Source organism: Candidatus Poribacteria bacterium, from assembly GCA_009839745.1.
In the GTDB taxonomy this organism is placed as follows: Bacteria; Poribacteria; WGA-4E; order WGA-4E; family WGA-3G; genus WGA-3G.
Genome location: VXPE01000042.1, coordinates 1 through 21775, shown reverse-complemented (window position 1 = coordinate 21775; position 21775 = coordinate 1). Strand labels below are relative to the sequence as shown.

Below are 21775 nucleotides of genomic sequence, written 5' to 3'. Positions count from 1 at the left end.
GAACATATGAAAAAAATCATAAACCTTGATAGACGGATTATTTTTATATCAGTCGCACTCGCGGTTATCATTCCTACACTCTGGATAAAAAGCATGCCCGTTTCTGTCACTGTGCCGACACAAAACGTTTATGATTACATTGAGAATCTTCCCCCTGGTGCGACGGTCATGATCTGCTTTGATTATGGACCTTCGACGATGCCAGAACCGACCGCGATTGCGGAAGCCGTTTTACGCCACTGCTTCACGAGAGGCGTAAAAGTGATCGGCCTGACTCTTTTCGCGGAAGGGATTCCACTGGCTGTTGCGACACTCCAGCAAATTGCAAAAGAAAAAGGGGCTGTGGAAGGCGAAGATTATGTATTCTTAGGTTATCGCCCAGGCCCTGTCTTAGTTATGATCGGGATGGGGACGAACATAGCGAATATCTTTGGAACGGATTATGCAGGCACCCCCGTGAGCGAAATACTATTGATGCGGGAGGTTGTCAACTATAATGATATAGACCTTGTATTCGATATTGCCAGCAGCAACACTGTAGAATACTGGATAATCTATGCACAGACGAAGTATGACGTAAAAATTGCTGCGGGAACAACTGCTGTCATAACAACGCAATTATATCCGTACTTACAGACCGGGCAATTGATCGGTCTGCTCAACGGTTATTTAGGGGCAGCGGAGTATGAAACACTCACAGGTGAACTCGCTAAGGGGACGGTTGGACTCAACACCGCAACAGCTGGAGACAATCGATGTCTCTCCCCGAGTGTTCCGCAGCTGTTCCACGACACCGCACGACTCGCTCGCGGACTTTCAAAAAACCGAGTTCTATTGCACCATCGTTGACAACAACCTGTTCCATCCGCTCGGGTGGACACCGCCACACCCGCGAGAACCCTATCGCTTGATCGGCACCCTCATCCCCAGAACGGAAAACACCCCCAAACAGGCGATTCTCCAAAAGGCCCCTGCGGGAAGGACTTACACCGTCCGTATCGGCAATAAACTTGACGCTGACACCACCGTCACCGACATCCAGTCGAAACAGGTAACACTCCAAAGAAACGGTCAACACCGAACCTTCACCCTCAACATGACACCCTTAATCAAATGAAAGGAATAGATAAACGTTGTTAGGAATCGTCGTCTTTTTATTCCTGGGTGTATCGTATCGCCGAGAATGTCATCACCGATCACTTCCGCAAGCAAAAGCGCGACCACGCCCTTGAACCCTTACATGCCATTGACTCTCACCGCATCCAACAGACACACCCCAGCCCGTGTCGAGACCTCGAACGCGCCGAACTTCGCGCGCAGCTCCGAGAAGCCATCGCCGAACTCACCCCCATCCGCCGCCGTGTCTTCGTGTTATATTACCATGACGAACTACCTATTAAAGCCATAGCCGCCCGTTTGAACGGTTCTGAAGGCACCATCAAAAGCCATCTCCGCAACGCACGCCTCCAACTCCAAGAAGTCTTGACCCCGTATCTGAACAGCTCTGACAATCTTGAATCCGTGTGAAACCCTATACCATCTTCTATCGTTTTTCTGTCAAACCTGTCATAAGCAAGGGGCGGATTACAAATTCATTGAACTCGAAACCGGCAGTGTCTATAACAGTGCTTGTAACTGTTCCCATACATCGTCGGGAACGGGGGTCGTGGCGGCGGCGAAATTCTGCTTTACTTCTGCGGCATTCTTAGAACCCGTCAGACTCATCGCGATGCGAGGTTGACGGAAACAGAATTGAATGGCGAGATTCAGGACATTCAGATTGTTGTCGGTTGCCCACTCCCAGAGTCGGTGTGCTTTTTCAGCATCAGACCTCCCTAAGTGCATCCTTTCGGCGGATACATCTGGCTCAATCCCTGAAAGCAATCCCATCGCAATGGGGCTCCCGTTGATAATCCCGATGTCGTTTTCAGCGGCAAGCGGTAACAACCAATCGTTTGCGGTCTGACTCAGGAGCGTGTAATCCAAATACGTTAGAATTACATCAACGACACCGGTTTCGATGGCGATTTTGTGAAATTCGTGTTGTCGAACCCCGAGTCCGATAAACTTAAGCAGTCCTTCCTCGCGCATGCGTTGGAGTTCGTCGAATGCCCCGTCTTTTGCCACAACGGGGTCCATGCTGTCTGGGTCATGCACCAAGCAGACATCGAGACAATCGGTGCCGAGTAGACGTAGGCTATTTTCGACGCTTCGACGCGTCCCTGATGCACTAAAATCGCCGCGCCATTCAGGATGTGTTCCTATCTTCGTGGCGAGGTAAATCTTCTCACGCCAGCCGTCGGCGAGTGCAAGCCCTACCCGTCTTTCGCTTTCACCGTAAAGCGGTGCGGTGTCGAGATAGTTTATCCCTAAGTCGATGGCTCGGTGAACGGCTTCAATCGCTTCATCGTCGGTAACATCACCTCTACCAACGCCTGCGCCTCCCATGCCGAGGCATGTAACCTCTAATTCTGTTCGTCCTAAGCGTCGCACTGGCAACGGGGATGATCTTGTCAACATAGTCTATCCTCCGCAAGGTAAAATTAAAAAGTAGCCTGCAACATCGGCGCAGGCGGATATGAGACTGGCACGCTAAAGTCTAAACGCACGTGTTTTTGCTTGGGTGTTTCTGCGTATTCCTCCGCAAGGTAAAATTAAAAATCTCGATGCAAATGTCCACGACGAGCATCGGGGGGAATCACACTCACCCACTGCACGCCTTTAACGACATCGTCTGGGGTATGTCCGTGCTCAACACCTTTTGGCGTAACAACTAAATCCCCGGGACCGATGCGATAAGATTCGGACTGTCCATCAGCGTTTCGGAGTGTCACTGTCGTCGTGCCTTCTGTGAAATACCAGTACTCGTCGAAATCGTGATAGTGAAGTTCGGTGGGGTTTTCTTTGGAAACAGCGAAAGCCCCAATCGTCGTCATGTCTGGAGTGCCTAAAACTTTCCCGAGGGCATCACCGATACGCTCACCCTCACTCAGTCGGATAACACAAAGATTCGTATCCATTTCGTTGCTCCTGTGTCCCTTAAATTACGCGAATATCTTTCAAGTGTTGCAGCGAGTCTGCCACCCGTGCCTTGGCACCTGCCGCATCGAGGTTTTCACCCTCGATCCCTTCTAATTCCATCGTGAAGGGCCCGTAGAAACCCGCGTCGTTCAACGTTTGAAATACCGCTTTAAAATCGACAACGCCCTCCCCGAGTGCTGGGAAATTCCAGGTTCGATAGCCACCGTTTGTATCCTTGAGGTGGACGGCACCAACGTGTTCAATGACTTTCTGGACTTCCGTAACAGCCGTTACATTGTGGTTGTAGTAGTAAACATTCCCCGTGTCGAAATTGACGCAAATATTCGGATGATTCACGGCTTGCATCGTTTTAAGTGCGATATCGCCATTATGCACCATATCAGGATGTGTTTCCAGACAGACCTTAATGCCTGTCGGGGCAGCGTTTTCGCCGATGGCACGAAGCCGATCATAGACCGCGTTGATATCTGCTTCACCGGCGTGCACGCTGACGAAAATAATCTTTACACCCATCTGATCAGCGATGTCCAGCGTCGTCTGAAAATCTGAGACGACCGTTTCAGATTGAACGTCACAACTGCCAAGCAGACTTGTGGCGGTGAGTCCGTGCGCGTCCAATTCCGCACGGAGGGCATCAACAGATTCAGAGGCAGGCACACCGATCTCCACATTCGTTAAACCGATCTCTGCTAAGTGGGTGTATGCCACGTCTCGAAACTGTCGGTAGCTGCCCAAATTACATGCAATAATATTTTCCATCTTTTTAATTTTACCTTGCGGTTCGTTCAGGTGAATTGGTTAAGTAACGTTTCTATCCGTATACCCGCCTGCGTGTTTTTGCAATGTAATACAAGGAATGGATTTAGTCTATTCCCAGACTAAATCCGGTATTTCTGCGTATTGTTGCAGGCTTATACCATTTCTGATTGAAATTATAGCATAAACTTTTGTCTTGTGCTTTCTTGTAGCATAGACTGGCGAATGCGCGTGTGGCATTCGCAAAGACTCTGTGCAGGAAGGTGCGGTTAATGCGATATAAACTTTTAGAAATGGTATTACATCACTGTTATCCTTTTTAACGAAAATTTTTTAACCGTTAACTGATAACCGATAACGCCTTTTCCGTTAACCGTTAACCCCGCTAAGGGATTTTCCGTAAGACTGTGTTGCTCAATAGAATCTCGGTTCCCAGTAGGAGCACTGCAGGTATTAGAAAATATGCCGTCAGCTCCTTGTGGGCAACGATGTTGACTGTCTCAAATTTCGTTTTTTCAAAGCGATCAATTTCTGCGTAGATGTGTTTCAACGATTGCGTGTCTGTGGCGCGAAAATAACGACCTTCTGTTATGTTGGCAATCTGTTTTAGGGTATCCTCGTCGAGGTAGGTTAGCCCCTCGCGATAGCGTTTGCCAAAGGTCGTATCCGCATAGGGAATGCGTGCACCCCCCTCTTTTCCCATACCGATCGTGTAAACCTTAATCCCGAAGGATTGTGCGAGAGAAGCTGCGACTCCCGGTTCAATGCTGCCAGCGTTATTTTCACCGTCGGTCAAGAGGATGACAATCTTCGTTTGGGATTTCGAGGCGCGTAGCCGATGGGTGGCGGTTGCAAGCGCGTCCCCTATAGCCGTGCCATCCTCGAGGTGTCCGATCTCTACATCTCGGAGCAATTCCACTAACACCGAAGAGTCTGACGTTAGTGGGCAGAGCGTGAAACTTTCACCCGCAAAAACGACTAAACCGATACGATCGTTTTGGCGGTGCGTCAGAAAATCGTTAACGACGGATTTAGCGATTTGGATGCGATTGGACCCTTCAAAATCCTCTGCGCGCATGCTCTCCGAAATGTCAAGGACTAAGAAGATATCGATGCCTTCAGTGAATTGGTGCTCCCGGCTTTGAGACAGCTGCGGACGCGCCAGGGAGAAAATGAGGAGCGCGAGAACAGTAAACCTGATGACTCTCAGTATCGGAAACGCTTTAACTGAAGAAGTATGTCGCATCTGTTGAATACTCGCTGCGAACCCATGTTTGAAATCAGAAAAGCGCGCCACCGGGGCGATTGTCGGTTTCCAACGTAACCGGAGTCCCTGCCTGTGGACGGGCGAGGTCACCTCGCCCCTACGGAGGTGCCGCAAAGCGAATATCAGGAGCGGAATTACAATGAACAAACTAAGAAAAAACGGGGAGGCTAACTGCATGCTGACTACACTCTTTCCGACCAAGAAATGTTTCTACGGGGTTCTTGCGAACGTATCATACTGATGCCGCTTAGCAGGCAGAGTCCAATAGCGATACTATTGACTATGAGAAACGCTGCCCAATCAATATACGGCACGGATGTTGCCATGTAATAGAGGATATAACCAAATATGACTGCGAGCGGTCTCCATCGCCCTGAAAAGAGGGTACTCCCGAGCGTCAAGAAAATCGCTGCCTTTCCACAAATAGCAAAGGGAACTAAAAGCGAAAGGGACAGTAGCATGAATGGCACACCGATGATTGACAGCGTCAACACCGCGAGGAAGAAAGGTATCATAACTAACATCAGGATACCGAATAATATACTGCTGATCGGTCGCCTCGCGAAAAGTTCGCTTATCTCATTTATCGGCTTTAAAAGCACGGCTGCTATCAACAGATACATCAAGAGGGAAAATCCAATTTTAATGAGGGTCAGGCGAAAATTCGCTTGCTTACTGATACCCCAGAAGGTATGTGGATGCATAGCAAGATGAGCCGCAGCGGGTACCAGATGCCAATCATTGCTGACTTGAAGGTTAGCGATGCCTTGTGTATTTCCAGTAATTTGCCCACCGATAATGTGTAAAGTTCCATTCACTTGTGCCTCTGGCGACAAGTAAACATCTCCGCCGATGACTAATACGTTGCCGGTCACCTGCCCTTGTAAGTTTGCGTCTGCCGCGATTATAACGAGTGTTGTGAGGACCTTACCTTCTGCTAACTGATAGTTGTTAATAATCTTAAATATCCGTCGTGTTTCTTTTCGCTGTAGATGCCCTTCATCTGTGGTCTTTCCGTTCTCTGAATCAGTGACATCACTTTGCATTGTGGACGCATCAGGAACCTCTTCCAAATTCTGTGCCATTAAGCCTTGCGCAATAAGAACACCTCTTACCTGTTTTTTGTCCTCAAAGTTGGGGTGTTGTGCGTCTAAAACTTGCAGGCTGCTATTTGCAGGCTGTCCAAATACGGGCAAGATACCAAAAACTAAGAGTAAAAAAATAAATCCTATCCGCTTCATATTTCCTATGGGAGGGGTTTCTGGGGAAACACCCCAACAGAAACATCCCGAGTTCCTATATTGAGATAAGTGCATGAGAATATTGTAGATGAAAATGCCGTTCATGTCAACGATTTTTTATTTAAATAGAGTCGGGCATTTATGGTAAAGCTTAGAATTAATTGGACACGCTAAAGGGACGAGGATACAATCCTTGAAGAAATCCGCTTTCAATTTTTCCTTGACATATCTGTGTGAATCTGATATGATAGATGTATGTGGTGTTTTAGCAGCGATTTATGCTTTCGCACAATCGTTGTATCCGTATGAATCGCACAGATATTTGTGCAAAGTCCTTGAATTTGTAATATTGAGCAGGAGGTCAAAATGAATTTCGGTATTATTTCTGGCAGCAAGTTTTTGCTTGTGAGTTTAGTCCTCGTGTGTTTCAGTCTTTTTGGTGTTGGTGTTTTGTTTGTCTCTACCGTTTCTGCCGAGATCGATCCTGGTACTATTGTCGGGATGTGGCTGTTTGATGAGGGCAAAGGAAATGTCGCAACCGATGATTCCGGAAATGGACTGGAAGGCGAATTTGAAGGTAAACCGAAATGGGTTAAGGGTCAGTTTGGGCAAGCCCTTGAATTTGATGGTAAAGGTGCTTTCGTTCGGATCGCCGATCATGATAACCCAACGAAAGCGATCACGGTCTCAGTGTGGGCGAAGAGCGCAGGTGATACTTGGAACCAACACGGTTGGATGGTTGAGAAGCGGAACGCCTATATCATTCATCCCAACCAAGGGACGAAAAATATTGCCTGGCCCATTTGCAACGGAGGCTGCTGGAATAAGCCCGGCGGTTGGAATGACGGTAATGTTGGCACCAAAGATATTACGCAGTGGCACATGTACACGACCACTTTTGATAGCAAGACCGGTAAATGGGCTATCTATATTGATGCAGAAGAAGCGAGCACAATGGATATCGCCAAGAATCCTATTGATGCCGACAACGGTCCCGTCAATATCGGATTTGATGACTGCTGCGGTGGCGCGCGCTTTGGTGCGGCGACTATCGACGAGGTTGTAATCTTTGATGTCGCTTTGGAGCAAGCGGACATTGAAACGATGTTGGACGGTATGCTTTCAGCCTTAGCGGTTGATCCGACTGACAAGATGGCAACCACTTGGGCAGATGTTAAGATCAGATACTAAAGGGCATCCGTTATCGGTTAAAAAAAGTCTGTGGAATTCACGCAATATACAACCGCCACACGTCTTAATCACCTACTGACAACTGATAACTTTAACCATCAACTCGTCTTCTACATTTTCCAAAGGCACGGGTTGATGGTTAAAACTATAAGAAACGGATATAAAAAAACAGAAACGTGGAGGAAAAAATGATATTTAGTTTTGAAGAAACAGATGATTTTGAAGAAACAGATAATTTTGATGATGAACCAGAAGATTCCTATCTCGATGAAGAGGATGCCGATGTTGTTGGTTTGGAAGACGAGTTAGATGATGCAGCTACTGCACTCTCTCACGCATTTCGTGAAGCCACAGCAACTGAGGTAGTAGAAGAAGATGAGGAAGAGGAAGAGGAAGAGACAGTAGAAGAGCCTGAAGATGAAAAGGCAGTAGAAGAGCCTAAAGACGAAGAGGAAAACACTACCGAAGAAGCATATAACGAGGGCACTGAGGCATACGAACAACGACTTGCTGAAGCGATAGATGCATTGCCGGACGAAGAAGATTTAGAGGTGGACATCCCACCGTTGGAATTACCTCCGGTTGAGGTTGAGTTTTTCCGACCACAGGAGCAAGACAATCTCGCTTATGCAGATGCTATGAAAGCCTACTATGAAGAGAAAGATTATCAACGCGCAATCGAAAAATTTAGAGAGGCTATAGAAAATGAAGCCCAAGATACGGGCGGAAATGTGGCAGATTCCAATTCGATCGTAGCGAAGGCGATGTACTGGCAGGCGGAAGCTTACGTTAAAATGCAAGACATTCCCCAAGCCATTGTGACTTTTGAGAATCTCAGCCAGACTTATAAAGAACATTACCTTTCGTTAGCCGCAAAGCGAAGAACATCTCAGTTGAACCCAGAATAGCTGTCAGAGGAAGCGTTATCAGGACGGGTTTTCTACGAAAACCCGCAACTACTAAAAAAGGATTAGCAAAATTTGTGGAAACCTTAAAAGAATTTCTCAAACAAAAAGCGACTAACCTACGCATTCATTCCGTTATCTCCACATCGGAGGCGGGTTCAGGACATCCAACCACGTGTCTCTCGGCTGCGGATATCGTCTCCGCACTCTTTTTTCACGCGATGCGTTATGATACAACCGATGCTCAGAACCCCAACAACGATAGATTCATCTTGTCTAAAGGACATGCGGCACCACTACTTTACGCGGCTTATGCGGAAGCGGGGATTATCCCAACCGAAAAACTGCGCACGCTGCGACAAATTGATAGTATCTTAGAGGGACATCCAACCCCTCGGTTTGAATGGACAGAGGTCGCAACGGGGTCCCTTGGACAAGGCTTATCGCTTGGACTCGGCATGGCTCTCAATAGCAAATACTTAGACGACGCTGACTACCGGGTCTATGTCCTCCTCGGCGATGGTGAGACTGCCGAAGGTGGGGTCTGGGAGGCGGCTGCTTTAGCATCACACTACAAACTTAATAATTTGATTGGAATTGTGGATGTCAATGCCCTTGGACAGAGCCAGCGGACTATGTACGCCTTCGATGTTGACACGTATTGTCAGCGTTTTGAGGCGTTTGGTTGGCAAACCATCGGTATTGATGGACACGATTTTGATGAAATCCTTCCGGCACTCGACCGAGCAAAGGTTTCAGACGAGAAACCGACGATGATAGTCGCCAAAACTTTTAAAGGGAAAGGGATTTCGTTCCTTGAAAACGCCGACAATTGGCACGGAAAAGCACTTGCCCAAGGTGAGGAACTTGATAAGGGGTTAGCTGAACTCGGTCCGTTGCATTCGGATGTTCCCGTTCGGATTGAAGCCCCTAATCCTATAAATGGGAGTGCTGATCGTTCAGCCGTAACCGAATGCGAACCGCCTGACTATCCAGCGGACGAAGAAGTAGCAACGCGTAGTGGGTACGGTGCAGGGCTCGCAAAACTCGGCAACGCGAACCTGAATGTCGTCGCCTTGGATGGAGATACTAAAAATTCTACGTATGCCGAGCAATTTATGACACTCCATCCGAACCGTTATTTCGAGATGTTCATCGCAGAACAGAATTTAGTCGGTGCTGGCATCGGTCTGGCAAAACGTGGGAAGATTCCATTTGTCTCGACGTTTGCTGCGTTTTTATCACGTGCCTATGATCAGATTCGGATGTCTGCGATCTCACAAGCGAATATTAAATATGCAGGTTCACACTGTGGGGTCTCAATCGGTGAAGACGGTCCCTCACAGATGGGGTTAGAGGACATCGCGATGTTCCGTGCGATTCCGGAGGCAGTCGTGCTGTATCCAAGCGATGCAGTTACCGCTGAACGGCTCGTCGCAGAAGCCGCGGCTTATGAAGGTATTGTTTACCTCCGCACCTCGCGTCCAAAAACCGCCATTCTCTACGATGCTGATGAGAGTTTCCCAATTGGTGGGTGTAAAGTTATTCGCGAAAGCAGTGAAGATAAGGTGACCATCGTTGCGGCAGGGGTTGCGCTTCACGAAGCGTTGAAAGCACACGACATACTCGCTAAAGAAGGGATCGCTGTCCGAATTATAGATTTGTATTCCGTCAAGCCGATTGATAAGGAAGCGCTACAAAAGGCGGCATCTGAGACGAACAACACCCTAATCACCGTTGAAGACCATTATCCTGAAGGCGGTCTGGGTGATGCTGTCCTTGATGCTGTGGCAACTGAAGGCGTCTGCGTCCACAAACTTGCCGTTACAGGCGTGCCGAGGTCCGGGAAACCGGAGGAGCTTTTGGAACATCACGGCATTAGCGCAAATGCTATTATTCAGCAGGTGAAGCGCGTCAGTTGAAGCCTTGGGTGGGGTTTAAAACTAAAGGAAATTGACTATGCCACGTCCTAATTATACTCCCGAAGTTATTGCTGCTCGCGGCAAAGAGATATATCAACAGCAAATACGTGAAAAGGTTGAACCGCAGCATAAAGGCAAGTTTTTGTCTGTTGACATCGAAACAGGGGATTATGAAGTTGACACCGACGATTTATCTCCGTCTATGCGTCTCCTTGCTAAGAGACCTGAAGCTCTTATTTATAGTTTACGCATCGGGTATCGAGCTGCTCATCGAATTGGCTTTAAATTTTCAGCACAAAAATAATGATTATAGGAAAAGTTACAACCGATCTGGAAGTGGTCATCGAATTGGTTGTCATTGGATTAAATAGGCGTGAAAAAATTGAGGCTGTCGTTGATACAGGCTTTTCTGGCTATTTGGCTTTGCCAGGCGATTTAATCAACCTGCTCAAACTCCGACAGATTGATAATCAAGCGGTAATTCTTGGGGATGGAACTGAGGTAGTCTTACAGAAGTACCTCTTGTCCGTCCTGTGGCATGGCGAAGAACACAACGTCTCCACTCTGCAAACAGACGGTGGTCCCTTGGTCGGAATGTCTTTGCTTTATGGAAGTCGCGTGATATTGGATGTTATAAACGGCGGTGATGTAAGTATTAACGCGATGCCCTAATTCAGGTGATGTTGCGGGGATCTAAGTTCACTAACAGATGAAACAACCTATTGTTTGGATTGCTGTCCTGGGTGTTATCCTTCTCGTTGGGGTTGGGATGATCTACGCCTTGCGCGCCCCGCGTGCGGTCCCTAAAACCTATCCAGCAGATAAAGGACCTAACTTTATTGATGTTACTACCTATCCACCTGAGATGCAGGAGGCTTACGAACTTTTTACCCGTAAATGTAGCCGGTGCCATACCGTTGCACGCCCAATTAATTCTACTTTTAACGCAGAGGACTGGCGAAAGTATGTCTATAAGATGATGCGGAAACCGGGTTCGGGGCTTACGCCCAAGACCACCGAAAAGATTATTAAATTCCTGATTTATGATTCAGAACATAGGGAGAAGGGTACACAATGATTCTCGCAATATCAGTCCTTGAAGGGACATCCAGACACTTACAAGGTTTTAAGCATACAGATAACGTTTTTCATTGAAATAGGTCATGATTCGTAGGCGTTTTGTAGCGTAGACTGTCAGTCTGCGTGTTTTTTGTAGTGTAAAGTTTCAGTGTGCCCCTGAGATGCACAACCTAACAGGTTATGCTACAAACTGGCAACTTGGGTTAAAATATTTCGCTTTTTTGCTCAATTTGCGTAAGTCCTGTTTATAGTAGATTTTGAAAATAAGTTTACACTTCTGCCCCCGGTAGGCGAGGTTTCCTAACCTCGCCGATGCAAAAAAGTGTAAAGGTAATTACGGGTTTTACTATAATCGATAATCCCTACTACAGGAGTGAAATCATGAAAGAGAGTTGGCAAAACATTGGGGATCTCGTCGCACAACCGAGTGAAACATTTTTACGGATTAAATCGCAACCGAGGTGGGGCGTAGCATTTGTTGTTTTCTATCTGTTTTCTGTTATCCTCCTCTGGGCGATTGCACCCTACACGCAACAAGTGATGTCTCAAGGGATGGCAGCAGCGGAGGCTCCTCCTGAACAACTTCAAACCATCGCTAACGTGATGGGAACGGTGATTATTTTTGTTGGACCCATCTTTGCGGTCGTAGGGTTTCTCATTAGCAGTGCCCTCCTCAAATTAGGGGCGCGCTATCTCCTAAAAAATGAGACCTTAAGGTTCCGGCATATCTATGCCGCGATTCTCCATATCGCACTGATCAATTGCATCATCCAACTCGTGAATACCGCGCTCTTGCTGGTTTTCAGAGACATAGCGACTGTCAAAAGTGCAGCAGACTTCAAAATGATTCCGGGGCTACACATGCTCTTTGATCCTGAGACAAACGTGAAGTTGCTGCTCTTCCTGAGTTACATCAATCCACTGAGTATATGGCCCATCGCAGTGATGGCAATAGCCATCGCGGTGTTTGCCGATATGGAAAAAAATAGAGCCCGTGTCACCGCAGTTGTTCTCTGGATCATCGGTGTGCTATTTGAGACACTATTGACGAACTGAAGCACCCTGGATACTGTTGGAGGAGGGAGATAATGAATACAAGAGAAGGTTATGCCGAACTACAAGCGAGAATTTCAGGCGCACGGCGGGTCTGGAAACGGAGTCTCTTCTGGACAGGGTTTGCTATTGTTCTGACCGGTATTATCGCTTTACTTGTCGGAGAAGCCATGGTGGATTGGCTGATGCCACTTCCAAGTGCTATACGCCTTGCTTTATTAGTGGTCGGGGCAGGTGTTATCGGTTACCTGTTGTATAAGTATCTCGTTCAACCCCTTCAAGCATCGCTCACGCTCCGTGATGTCGCCCTCAACGTTGAACGAAATCATCCGGATCTTGAGGATAGACTGGTGAGTGCCATCGAATTCGGAAACCGAGAATCGACGGATCCGATTGAGACACACATGCTTCAACGCTTGCTTGAGGATACCACTGAGCGGGTAAAAGGGATCAATTTCAAAGCAACGATCGATCACAGTCGAACCCGTAAGCATGTCGGCATTGCCGCTTTGGTTGTTGTCGGGTGTGTTATCCTTTCATTGTTGTTTCCGACAGAAATCCATACGAGCCTGCTCCGTGTGTTGGTCCCTTGGGAGAAAACGGATCCGATTTTGACAACCAGACTCGCTGTGGCGCCCGGAAATGCGCGTATCCTCCGCGGTAAAAGCCTACCGATTCATGTCACTGTCACCGGTAAATCAACTGAGAAAGTCGTCTTGAGGTATGGAGATATTGGCGCGCAGCAACTCTCTACATCCGAGGTTGAGAAAAACCAGCAACAGCCCAAAACTATAATTAACATGCTGCGAAATCCTGACGATAAACGCGGATTTGCCTACGAAATTTTCAACATTGATGCTGATATGGAATACGCTGTCGTTGCAAACGAGGCGACTTCAGAACGCTACACTGTTGAAGTTTTTGAAATGCCGAAGGTGACTGAAATTTCGGTCGCTTATACCTATCCTGACTACACGGGTCTTAAATCTGTTGTGCAAACGGGGACCGGGGATATTCGTGCCGTCGTCGGCACGCAAGCAGAAATAAGGCTGACGACGAACAAAGCGATTCAAACTGCGTCAATAGCCATCAGTCAAGAAACCGTCAGCCATCAGCAATCCGATCTGACTGTTGAACCCTATTCCGCCGATAGCCAAATGGTTATTGCTAATGGAAATACACTGACAACCACTATAGATGTTGTTGAGGACGGAAGTTATGCTATTCAACTGCTATGTATTGATGGGTTCAACAATGAGATACCGATCGAATACACGATCAAAGCCATTCCAGATGCTGTTCCAGAGGTCGTTATCAAAGAGCCCGGTCGGGATGTGAAAGCTACGAAGTTAGATGAAGTGGAAATCGTCGCTGAAGCAACGGATGACTACGGCATTGCGGAATTAAAACTCATGTATCGTATCGGATCGGATGAATTACAGGAATTTGTGATGGAATCCTCCGTTTCCACCCCGATTGTAGGATCGGGCTCTGGTGCAGATGCTCGGCACATTGCAGAGGGTACCTATACCTTTTATCTGGAGGAGTTTGACGTTGAACCGGGCGATATTATCTCCTACTACGCGCATGCGATTGATAACAACACACGCACTGGGCCCGGTGAAGCGAGTAGCGACATTTACTTCATTGAAATTCGTCCCTTTAATGAGGATTTCCACGAAGGTGAAAGCGAAGGCGAGCCGGGCGAGGCTGAACCGAATCCACTTTTGGATATAATTAGTTCGCAAAAGGAGATTATCCGAGAGACATCGAAGCATAGTCACACGAAACCAGCAGCGGTTACCGAGACATATCAGGCTGCAGTCAGGAAAACGGGCGAACAACAAACCGAGCTAAAGGAGAAGACGCAGCGGGTTGTGGATGAATTTAGTGCTGCGATGCAAGGGGAATCAGCCGTCACGCCCGAAATTCTGATGAACCTGGAGGACGCACTAGACAGGATGGGTGAGGCGAGTGATCATTTGAACGCTGTCCGTCCCGATGAAGCGATTCCACCGGAACAGGAAGCACTTGAATTGCTCATAAAGGTTAGTCTTGAAATTCCCAAAATACTGATGCAGATGCGGAACAGTAATCCGCAACTCGCTGAGAACCTTGAACTTGAAATGGAGGAGCTCCAGAACGAACTCGAGAATCAGCAGAACGAACTCGACGCGGAAATGCAGGAGCAGACGCAGGAGATGTTGGATCAGGCGCGTCAAATGTTAGGGGAACAGCAGCAACTGAGTCAACAAAGCCAGCAATTAGGGCGTGAAGACCAACCCTCGCCGAGTGAAATGCAGCAGAACAGCCAACAACAGGGACAGTTGGCACAACAGGCTCAACAGATGGCACAGCAGCTCGATGCCATGCAGCAGAACGGACAAGGCACCCAAGGGCAACGCCTAAACCAAGCCGGACAGGCGATGCAACAGGCGGGTGAGCAGATGGAGCAAGCCGCCCAGGGCATGCAACAGGAAGAACCGCAATTGAGTGCCGCCAAAGGAGAAAAAGCGGAAGAAAGACTTCAGGAAGCCGTTGAACAGTTGGAAAAGGTTGCCGCGGAATACACGGACGCTGCACTCGATAGAGCCTCTCAGCAACTTCAGGAGTTGACAGAAGCCCAATCTGATGTTCAGCAGCAGACACAAGAACTCAGAGGTCGTTCTGAGCAATCAGAGATGCGTCCTGAAGATTTCCGAAAAGCGTCTGAACTTGCCAATCAACAGCGCGAACTTCAACGCAATCTGGAGGCATTTGAGCGCTCACTGAGAAACATCCAAGAACAGCTTGCTCCAGACAATCCAGAGGCAGCCCAAAATGTAGCGGATGCGACAAGGCGTCTCGCTGAAGAACAGACTACAGGGGATATGGCGACTGCACAACGCGCCTTGCAATGGCGTAGTTTCCGAGCCGCTGACCAGAATCAGCAAGATGTCTTAGATGCATTGGAACAGACACAAAGCGACCTGCAGCAGGCTCAAGCCAATATGGCGGCTACCGAAGAAGAGCAACTTGAAGCTGCACTGGAACAACTCCAACGGGCGCGAGAACGGGTGCAGGACATCCAACGCGAACTTCAAACCATGGAAGGTCAGGAGCAGACGGAGGAGCAACAACGTCGACGTGAGCAGCTCGCGGAGCAACAGCAGCAGCTTCAAGAGCAAATGCAACGCGCACAAGCGTCGATGCAACGGGAACTAAGTGGGGACCAACCTGGTTCCGATGAACCCGCAGATCAGGAAGCTCGTGTAGGGGGTAGGGAGTCAGACAGGGAGATTGATAGGCTCTGGCTCGGTATGCTTGATACAATGGATTATCGACCCGGAAATCGCTCAAATCCGTTCCCTAACTACGAATTCGTTATTCGGGACCTTGGTAAGTTAGAATCCGCACTCGAGGAACGGCTTAACACGCTACAGGAGAAAAAACGGCTCGCTCAGGTCGTAAAGGAAGATGTCCCGCCTGAGTACCGTAGACTTGTTGATGATTACTACGAGTCTTTGTCGCAGTGATTGAGGGGCGTCAGGGTAGCCATCACCGATCCGCCCATCTTCTAAAAGTACGTAGCCTGAAACGAAGTGGAAGGCGGTTCTTAAGGATGGCACCTCAACGGCCTAACCTACGTTGTTTAACCGCAAGGAAAGTTAAAAATATGGAACTTGAAACGAAGAATATCATTAAACCCGGTGAATTCGTCAATCTGAACGATTACGCCCCCGATTTCACGGGGGATTACGAAAAAAAAGGTCAAACCAAGCGTAGGCTGAAGAGGCTCCATAAGCAACTCCTGAAACTTCAGGAACTGCTTTACGCTGGAAATCAGCATGCACTTCTGATCATTCTGCAAGGCATGGATACATGTGGCAAAGATGGCACCATTCGGCGGGTAATGGCTGGCATCAACGTTCAGGGGTGCGATGTCTTTAATTTCAAAGTCCCTTCTGCGGATGAACTTTCCCGTGATTTCTTATGGCGTGCCCATAGAGCCGTTCCATCGAAAGGGAAAATCGGTATCTTTAACCGTTCACATTATGAAGATGTCCTCGTTGTGCGGGTACACAATTTGGTGCCAGAGGCGGTTTGGTCGCAGCGCTATCAGCAGATCAACGATTTTGAAAAGATGCTCGTTGAAAGTGGAACAATTGTCCTGAAATTTTACCTTCACATCTCAAAAGATGAACAGAAAGCGCGGCTTGAATCTCGGATTAGTGATCCGACGAAACATTGGAAAGTCGAGGAATCCGATGTTCGTGAACGCGCCTATTGGGACGATTATATGCAAGCCTACGAAGTGATGCTCCAAAAGTGTAGCACCGACTGGGCACCGTGGCACGTAATTCCTGCGAATAAGAAGTGGTATCGGAACCTCGTTATCACGGAATGTATCGTTGAGAGGCTCACAGAACTGAACATGGAGTATCCCGAACCTTCTGTTGATATTACCAAATTCACGATCGGGGACTAATTTTAAATGTTCCTTGTGCGTAAATAACGCAGTGTGAAACTTCACGCTTTTTGTGTTCGAGTTGAAGAAACACCCAAGTAATACGCAGAAATACCCTATCAAAAATACCGTGCACTGTTGTTGCAGGCTTGGGTTTTGGTACAGGTTATTGGGTCCGTTCCGACATCACCAAGTTTCTGCGCGTAAGCGTAGCGGAGCGCAGTCCAGGAGGCCATTAATTAAAAATGCTCTCAAAGCAACAATTAACACAATTTGAGGAAGAAGGTTATCTACTCCTTTCCGGATTGATTCCGCAGGAGACTGTCACAAAAGCAGAGGCAGCGATGTGGAAGATGATGGGCATGGACGCGGATAACCCGGATTCATGGGGACATTTCAAACGTCCGCCGCTCTCCGGTTTTTATATGGAGAAAATGGCAGATGGAAGGCGCGTTGAACTTTATGGTGTTACCCATCTCGATGTCTTAGCATGTTTGACACCTGAGTATCTCGCTATCATTAAGCAACTCGCCTCCGGATATCCAGAAATTCCACATTGTAAGAGTCAACATCCGGATGGCATCTGGGCACTCAATCAATTTCCTGTTTCGGATTCCGAGTGGAAATCGCCGGCTCCTCACTTGGATGGTGGCTTTCGGGATTTACGGCTGGATCCTGGGACATTCCGAGTAACCAGTTTAACGTATCTTACCGAGGTGAAATCACACGGCGGGGCGACTGTGATATGGCCCGAAGGTGCACAACGGATTCGAGAATTCCGTAAGAAAAACCCAGAATTTTCAAACCATGTTCGCGATGTTGGTGCCCACTTTCCAAAGATGGATTTAGGGGAACCGATGGAAGTCGTTGCTAAACAGGGAGACGTGCTGTTTTTCCACCACCTATTGCCGCATTGTGGCACAATGAATGTCGGTTCTACACCGCGCTTCGCAATCCGATCTATGTGCTTATGTCTCGCATGTCGCAAATGGGAGAAAAAAGGGGAGTGGAATCTCTGGATGCCGTGATGAAGATTTGATGGAGGTGTGAATGATGACCCAAGATAAACGCGTTGGCTTTTACCACTATATCTTGCTAACTCTCGTTGTTTTGAGTTTCGCTGGCGTGAAGACCACAATTGCACAAGAAGTTTATGTGCAGACTGGGTTTGAGGAATTCGCGGTCGGCAATCCGCCCAAAGATTGGGAGGTCATTGGCGGGGACTTTGAAATTTCTGGCGACACTGTCAAAACCGATAAAAAAGCACTCGCTATTTTGGGCGGTGGAGATGGAGATGGACTCGGTGTGCCTATAGAGACCGAGAATCCTATCATTTCGGTTGAATTCTGGATTTACATTGAGAGTGGTGGCAGGTCTTTCAATTTCAAAGTCGCTACTGCTGACGGTATTGGCGAAAACAACGGGTGCACCTACATCAACTGGGATGCTGGCATTGTCCGGCTTTACGATGGCGCGGCGTGGCAACTTATTGGCGACTTTGAAACCGATACATGGAAATACGTTCGAATTATTGCCAATGTCGATAAAAGCGAATTCGATTTTTACGTAGGAGACGACAGAAACGACGCTTTAGGTGCCAAAGCGGAAAAAGGACTCCCGTTTCGGAATGCTGCACTCGGGCCCGTTGCCAAGTGGGTCGCTTTCTATACGTGGGGAATAACTGCCCCCGGTTACGTTGATGATTTATTGGTTTATGAAGGGGAAGATCCACTCGACCTTGCCGTTGACCCGAACGGGAAACTCGCGACCCTCTGGGGACAGGTCAAGCACGGGTTATAAGAAAACATAGGTTCGGTATTTGTAGCGTAAACTGTTAGTTTGCGCCAGGTGGGGAATATCTCTCGGTTTTGGAGAAAGAAATGAAAAACAGTGAAACAGTTTGCCTAACGCCTGCACAACGACTCCACTTCGATATCTACGGGTTTGTCCTGTTAGAGAACGTCCTAAACGCCGATGAAATTGAACGTATGAAAGGTGCTCTCTACAGGATGAAAGCCGACACGGATCTGGATGCCAAGCGGGTCTATGCCCGTGGGAAAAGTGAACACCACGTGCTTTTCGGCAATCTTGTTGCGTATGACCCGGCACTCTTAGAATACGCGGCGCATCCCCAATTGGTGCCTCTCGTTGAAGAAGTGGTGGGTGGCGCAGTCCGTCTTGAGGAAACCGAAGCGATTATTAATAGTCGGAATCCAGAGATGGAATTGGACGAACTCTATAAACGCCGTTATAACCCGACAGGGTTCCATCGTGGCACGCAACACGGGTGGGGCACATACATGGAACAGAACAAGTTCCACTGTATCTTCGTGAAGACGCTCGCCTACCTCACCGATGTTGGACCTGATGATGGAGGAACGTGCGTTATACCGGGGAGCCATCGCCTAACGTGGGATCACAAAGAAATGATCGAAGCGGCACTCTCTGACGACAAACTCATCTACCAAGTCGAAGCATCAGCGGGATCCGTCCTGCTTTTCGCTGAGGCGTTGATTCACAGCACCACTGCCATCCGTAGCGATAAGGAGCGTGTCATCCTTATATCCGGCTATACACCGCCAATGGTGCGCGAATGGCCCGGCAACGAAGTCAGTCCTGAGTTTGTTGAGACCTTGCCCGAAGACATCCGTCCGCTCATTTCGGGAAGCGACAGTTGGCACTGGAAACGCCGGTATTGATTTATGCCCCCGAAGTTCTCGGCATCCATAACGGTTCTTTCCCCATCTCCGCGAACAACAACTTCATCACCAGATCCGCTTTCAATTCAGCATGCGCCGTGGCGTTCCATAGGTTGTTGACTTCTCCAGGATCCGCTTGCAAATCAAAGAGTTCGCCATAATCTCTGTTATAATAGACGGTCAGTTTATAACGATCGTCAACATAGGTTTTGACGTGTACCGTCGTCGGTTCATGATGGTTTTCGACGATGATATGGTCGCGTGCTTGTTCTACTTGTCCCGACCAGACCGGCATTTGATCTACGCCTGTCATTGGAAGAGGAACGTCAATACCAGCAGCACTGAGGAATGAGGGTGCTAAGTCTACCAACGTCTGCAATGCCTCGGAGTGTTTCCCCGCAGGCACGACCCCTGGATACCGCGCGATAAACGGCACTCGGATGACATCCTCGTAGTGGAACGCCCCCTTTGCGACGAGTCCGTGTTGTCCGTAAAAATGCCCGTGATCGGAAGTGAACACGACTAACGTGTTCTCTGCCAGTCCTAATTCGTCAAGTTTCGCCAAGATTTTCCCGATATACTTATCCATCAGGCTCACCATGCCGTAATAGACAGCGATGTCTTTAGCGAGTTCATCGCGATCGCGTAAATGTGAGTTGAACCCGTGAACACCCTTTCCACTTTCGCGCCAAGCCGAGAAGTCCGGCTTTTCTTGTTGCGTGAGTTGAAAATGGGGTGGATTGTTATCGTGTTCTCCCTCGGTTACGGAAGGCACCGTCAACGCATTTGGATCATACATCGTATCCCACGGCTCTGGGGCGAGATATTTCGGATGCGGATCGAAGAAACTCGCCCAAAGGAAAAAGTTTTCACCGTTCTGTTGATACGTTTCCATGAGTGCGTTGGTCCGCTCAGCAATCCAAGTGTCGTAGTGGTATTCTTCAGGAATGTGCCACTTGCGGTATTGATCGCGTGCATTCCCTGTCGGCGGCGCGAAATAGTCACGCCAATTGGTGCAGCCGTTCTCTTCCATCCAGATCGCATAGTGCTGTCCGACGTGTGCTTCGTCGGCATGGTTCCGTGCGAGTTCGACATGCTCAAACCCGTAAAACGGTTCATTGAAACTGCGCCAAAAGTCCAAATCTTGGAGGACTGGGTAGGATTCGAGGGACGGGAATTCCTCTGTTCCGTGAAGGGGTTGAAAGTGCGCTTTTCCGACGAGGGCAGTCCGATACCCCGCATCCGTGAAATCTTCACCCACCGTATGCTCATCTTCAGAGAGTTTCGTGCCGAGAGACCACGCCCCGTGTTGACTCGGGTATTTTCCAGTAATAATAGAGGCGCGTGTCGGTGTGCAGGTCGGGTTCGGGCAGTAGGCTCTGTTGAAAAGCGTGCCTTGTTGTGCCAATGCGTCCAAGTGCGGGGTCTGGATTTCAGGGTTGAGGCAGCCCAAAGTGTTCCAATGCTGTTGATCGCTCGTAATAAGTAGGATATTAGGTCTGGTTTCAGGCATGATTTTCGCGTAGCTTGCAAGCGAAAACTTGCGCTACAGAAGTCCTTTGTATTGTATTTATCATTGATGGAAATCAGCATAGCACTTTACAAAGAATAATTCAAGAAGGATGCTGTAGGAGGGGGGTGTAAAGTTTTTGACCCTCAATACCCCGCCTTCTTAACAAAAACCGTTGGTACACCCAAAACCCCAAAATCCGCGAAAATCCGCGATTCAGACCGTAAAAAAAGGCGCAGCTTCTACACCGCGCCCTTTCCCAAATTGGTAGGTGCGGTTTCTAACCGCACCCGATGCTTGTAGGGCAAACTTTCCAGTTTGCGTCCCTCTCTTTGTAGGGCAAACTTCCCAGTTTGCGTCTCTCTCTTTGTAGGGCAAACTTTCCAGTTTGCGTCCCTCTCTTTGTAGGGCAAACTTCCCAGTTTGCGTCCCTCTCTTTGTAGGGCAAACTTCCCAGTTTGCGTTCAATTATTTCAATATTACCATCTTGCGAAGCGACGAAATTTCATCCGTTTCCAACTGGTAAAAATACACGCCACTCGCCACCTGCTCACCAGAAGCGTTCCGACCATCCCAATACGCCGCACGCTCACGGTCCGTATAGTACCCAGCCGACTGCTGACCCAACTGCAACGTCCGAACCACAACACCGTTCGCGGCAT

At 48.4% G+C, this 21775-nt stretch carries 22 protein-coding genes; 15 read left to right on the top strand and 7 right to left on the bottom strand.

Translation table 11 applies throughout. The features are described 5' to 3' along the window. Window positions 1-6: 6 nt before the first annotated feature. Genes F4X88_06995 through F4X88_06985 form a run of 3 tightly spaced genes read left to right on the top strand, consistent with a single transcriptional unit; the run spans window position 7 to window position 1527 of the window. Window positions 7-849, top strand: coding sequence for a hypothetical protein (locus F4X88_06995; protein MYA56022.1), 843 nt, complete (start codon window positions 7-9; stop codon window positions 847-849). Continuing rightward, window positions 770-1117, top strand: coding sequence for a hypothetical protein (locus F4X88_06990; protein MYA56021.1), 348 nt, complete (start codon window positions 770-772; stop codon window positions 1115-1117). Before F4X88_06995 ends, F4X88_06990 begins: the two co-directional genes overlap by 80 nt. A 47-nt stretch (window positions 1118-1164) precedes the next feature. Further along, entirely contained in the window at window positions 1165-1527 is a 363-nt protein-coding gene (locus F4X88_06985; protein MYA56020.1) for an RNA polymerase sigma factor, read from the top strand. Window positions 1528-1617: 90 nt separating this feature from the next. Here F4X88_06985 and F4X88_06980 read toward each other — a convergent pair whose 3' ends face one another. The 5 genes from F4X88_06980 to F4X88_06960 all read right to left on the bottom strand — a co-directional run bounded on the left by F4X88_06980 (window position 1618) and on the right by F4X88_06960 (window position 6306). After that, window positions 1618-2520: an aldo/keto reductase gene (locus F4X88_06980; GenBank protein MYA56019.1), complete on the bottom strand. Its 903-nt coding sequence runs from the start codon at window positions 2518-2520 to the stop codon at window positions 1618-1620. Window positions 2521-2654: 134 nt separating this feature from the next. After that, window positions 2655-3020 (bottom strand): cupin domain-containing protein, encoded by a 366-nt coding sequence (locus F4X88_06975; GenBank protein ID MYA56018.1) that lies wholly within the window; start codon window positions 3018-3020, stop codon window positions 2655-2657. A 19-nt stretch (window positions 3021-3039) separates the two neighbouring features. Then, entirely contained in the window at window positions 3040-3801 is a 762-nt protein-coding gene (locus tag F4X88_06970) for a sugar phosphate isomerase/epimerase (protein ID MYA56017.1), read from the bottom strand. 382 nt (window positions 3802-4183) lie between these two features. Further along, window positions 4184-5044 carry a VWA domain-containing protein gene (locus F4X88_06965; GenBank protein MYA56016.1) on the bottom strand — a complete coding sequence of 287 codons (861 nt, stop codon included), beginning with the start codon at window positions 5042-5044 and terminating at the stop codon, window positions 4184-4186. A gap of 203 nt (window positions 5045-5247) precedes the next feature. Then, complete coding sequence (locus F4X88_06960; GenBank protein ID MYA56015.1) at window positions 5248-6306, bottom strand: hypothetical protein; 1059 nt, start codon at window positions 6304-6306, stop codon at window positions 5248-5250. 366 nt (window positions 6307-6672) lie between these two features. On the opposite strand from F4X88_06960, the gene F4X88_06955 reads away from it, so the two are divergent. The 12 genes from F4X88_06955 (at window position 6673) to F4X88_06900 (ending at window position 19603) form a co-directional block, all read left to right on the top strand. Then, the gene (locus tag F4X88_06955) at window positions 6673-7497 is read left to right on the top strand and encodes a LamG domain-containing protein (protein MYA56014.1); all 825 of its coding nucleotides are present in this window, start codon (window positions 6673-6675) and stop codon (window positions 7495-7497) included. A gap of 188 nt (window positions 7498-7685) precedes the next feature. Beyond that, entirely contained in the window at window positions 7686-8405 is a 720-nt protein-coding gene (locus F4X88_06950; GenBank protein MYA56013.1) for a tetratricopeptide repeat protein, read from the top strand. Between the two features lie 74 nt (window positions 8406-8479). Next, the gene (locus F4X88_06945; protein ID MYA56012.1) at window positions 8480-10324 is read left to right on the top strand and encodes a transketolase; all 1845 of its coding nucleotides are present in this window, start codon (window positions 8480-8482) and stop codon (window positions 10322-10324) included. A gap of 37 nt (window positions 10325-10361) precedes the next feature. Beyond that, window positions 10362-10628, top strand: a complete 267-nt coding sequence (locus F4X88_06940; protein MYA56011.1) for a hypothetical protein — start codon at window positions 10362-10364, stop codon at window positions 10626-10628. Next, complete coding sequence (locus F4X88_06935) at window positions 10628-10996, top strand: clan AA aspartic protease (protein MYA56010.1); 369 nt, start codon at window positions 10628-10630, stop codon at window positions 10994-10996. The genes F4X88_06940 and F4X88_06935 overlap by 1 nt, the downstream gene beginning before the upstream one ends. Before the next feature lie 37 nt (window positions 10997-11033). Then, window positions 11034-11402 carry a hypothetical protein gene (locus tag F4X88_06930; protein ID MYA56009.1) on the top strand — a complete coding sequence of 123 codons (369 nt, stop codon included), beginning with the start codon at window positions 11034-11036 and terminating at the stop codon, window positions 11400-11402. Between the two features lie 314 nt (window positions 11403-11716). Beyond that, window positions 11717-12460, top strand: coding sequence for a DUF1282 domain-containing protein (locus tag F4X88_06925; protein ID MYA56008.1), 744 nt, complete (start codon window positions 11717-11719; stop codon window positions 12458-12460). A gap of 32 nt (window positions 12461-12492) precedes the next feature. After that, window positions 12493-15972: a hypothetical protein gene (locus tag F4X88_06920; GenBank protein MYA56007.1), complete on the top strand. Its 3480-nt coding sequence runs from the start codon at window positions 12493-12495 to the stop codon at window positions 15970-15972. A gap of 140 nt (window positions 15973-16112) precedes the next feature. Further along, window positions 16113-16925, top strand: coding sequence for a polyphosphate kinase 2 family protein (locus F4X88_06915; GenBank protein MYA56006.1), 813 nt, complete (start codon window positions 16113-16115; stop codon window positions 16923-16925). Window positions 16926-17149: 224 nt separating this feature from the next. Further along, window positions 17150-17932 carry a phytanoyl-CoA dioxygenase family protein gene (locus F4X88_06910; protein MYA56005.1) on the top strand — a complete coding sequence of 261 codons (783 nt, stop codon included), beginning with the start codon at window positions 17150-17152 and terminating at the stop codon, window positions 17930-17932. Between the two features lie 22 nt (window positions 17933-17954). Then, window positions 17955-18704 carry a hypothetical protein gene (locus F4X88_06905; GenBank protein ID MYA56004.1) on the top strand — a complete coding sequence of 250 codons (750 nt, stop codon included), beginning with the start codon at window positions 17955-17957 and terminating at the stop codon, window positions 18702-18704. 80 nt (window positions 18705-18784) lie between these two features. Beyond that, on the top strand, window positions 18785-19603 hold the full coding sequence (locus tag F4X88_06900) for a phytanoyl-CoA dioxygenase family protein (GenBank protein ID MYA56003.1): 819 nt from the start codon (window positions 18785-18787) through the stop codon (window positions 19601-19603). Window position 19604: 1 nt separating this feature from the next. Here the strand turns inward: F4X88_06900 and F4X88_06895 are convergent, their stop codons facing one another. Both F4X88_06895 and F4X88_06890 read right to left on the bottom strand, forming a co-directional pair. Beyond that, window positions 19605-21116, bottom strand: coding sequence for a sulfatase-like hydrolase/transferase (locus F4X88_06895; protein ID MYA56002.1), 1512 nt, complete (start codon window positions 21114-21116; stop codon window positions 19605-19607). A gap of 465 nt (window positions 21117-21581) precedes the next feature. Beyond that, window positions 21582-21775: hypothetical protein (locus F4X88_06890; GenBank protein ID MYA56001.1), on the bottom strand; the 194-nt coding region annotated here is incomplete at its 5' end.

Coding starts and splice junctions, on each gene's coding strand:
- F4X88_06995 (MYA56022.1), top strand. CDS start 7: ATGAAAAAAATCATAAACCTTGATAGACGGATTATTTTTATATCAGTC.
- F4X88_06980 (MYA56019.1), bottom strand. CDS start 2,520: ATGTTGACAAGATCATCCCCGTTGCCAGTGCGACGCTTAGGACGAACA.
- F4X88_06975 (MYA56018.1), bottom strand. CDS start 3,020: ATGGATACGAATCTTTGTGTTATCCGACTGAGTGAGGGTGAGCGTATC.
- F4X88_06970 (MYA56017.1), bottom strand. CDS start 3,801: ATGGAAAATATTATTGCATGTAATTTGGGCAGCTACCGACAGTTTCGA.
- F4X88_06965 (MYA56016.1), bottom strand. CDS start 5,044: ATGCGACATACTTCTTCAGTTAAAGCGTTTCCGATACTGAGAGTCATC.
- F4X88_06960 (MYA56015.1), bottom strand. CDS start 6,306: ATGAAGCGGATAGGATTTATTTTTTTACTCTTAGTTTTTGGTATCTTG.
- F4X88_06955 (MYA56014.1), top strand. CDS start 6,673: ATGAATTTCGGTATTATTTCTGGCAGCAAGTTTTTGCTTGTGAGTTTA.
- F4X88_06950 (MYA56013.1), top strand. CDS start 7,686: ATGATATTTAGTTTTGAAGAAACAGATGATTTTGAAGAAACAGATAAT.
- F4X88_06940 (MYA56011.1), top strand. CDS start 10,362: ATGCCACGTCCTAATTATACTCCCGAAGTTATTGCTGCTCGCGGCAAA.
- F4X88_06935 (MYA56010.1), top strand. CDS start 10,628: ATGATTATAGGAAAAGTTACAACCGATCTGGAAGTGGTCATCGAATTG.
- F4X88_06930 (MYA56009.1), top strand. CDS start 11,034: ATGAAACAACCTATTGTTTGGATTGCTGTCCTGGGTGTTATCCTTCTC.
- F4X88_06925 (MYA56008.1), top strand. CDS start 11,717: ATGCAAAAAAGTGTAAAGGTAATTACGGGTTTTACTATAATCGATAAT.
- F4X88_06920 (MYA56007.1), top strand. CDS start 12,493: ATGAATACAAGAGAAGGTTATGCCGAACTACAAGCGAGAATTTCAGGC.
- F4X88_06915 (MYA56006.1), top strand. CDS start 16,113: ATGGAACTTGAAACGAAGAATATCATTAAACCCGGTGAATTCGTCAAT.
- F4X88_06910 (MYA56005.1), top strand. CDS start 17,150: ATGCTCTCAAAGCAACAATTAACACAATTTGAGGAAGAAGGTTATCTA.
- F4X88_06905 (MYA56004.1), top strand. CDS start 17,955: ATGATGACCCAAGATAAACGCGTTGGCTTTTACCACTATATCTTGCTA.
- F4X88_06900 (MYA56003.1), top strand. CDS start 18,785: ATGAAAAACAGTGAAACAGTTTGCCTAACGCCTGCACAACGACTCCAC.
- F4X88_06895 (MYA56002.1), bottom strand. CDS start 21,116: ATGCCTGAAACCAGACCTAATATCCTACTTATTACGAGCGATCAACAG.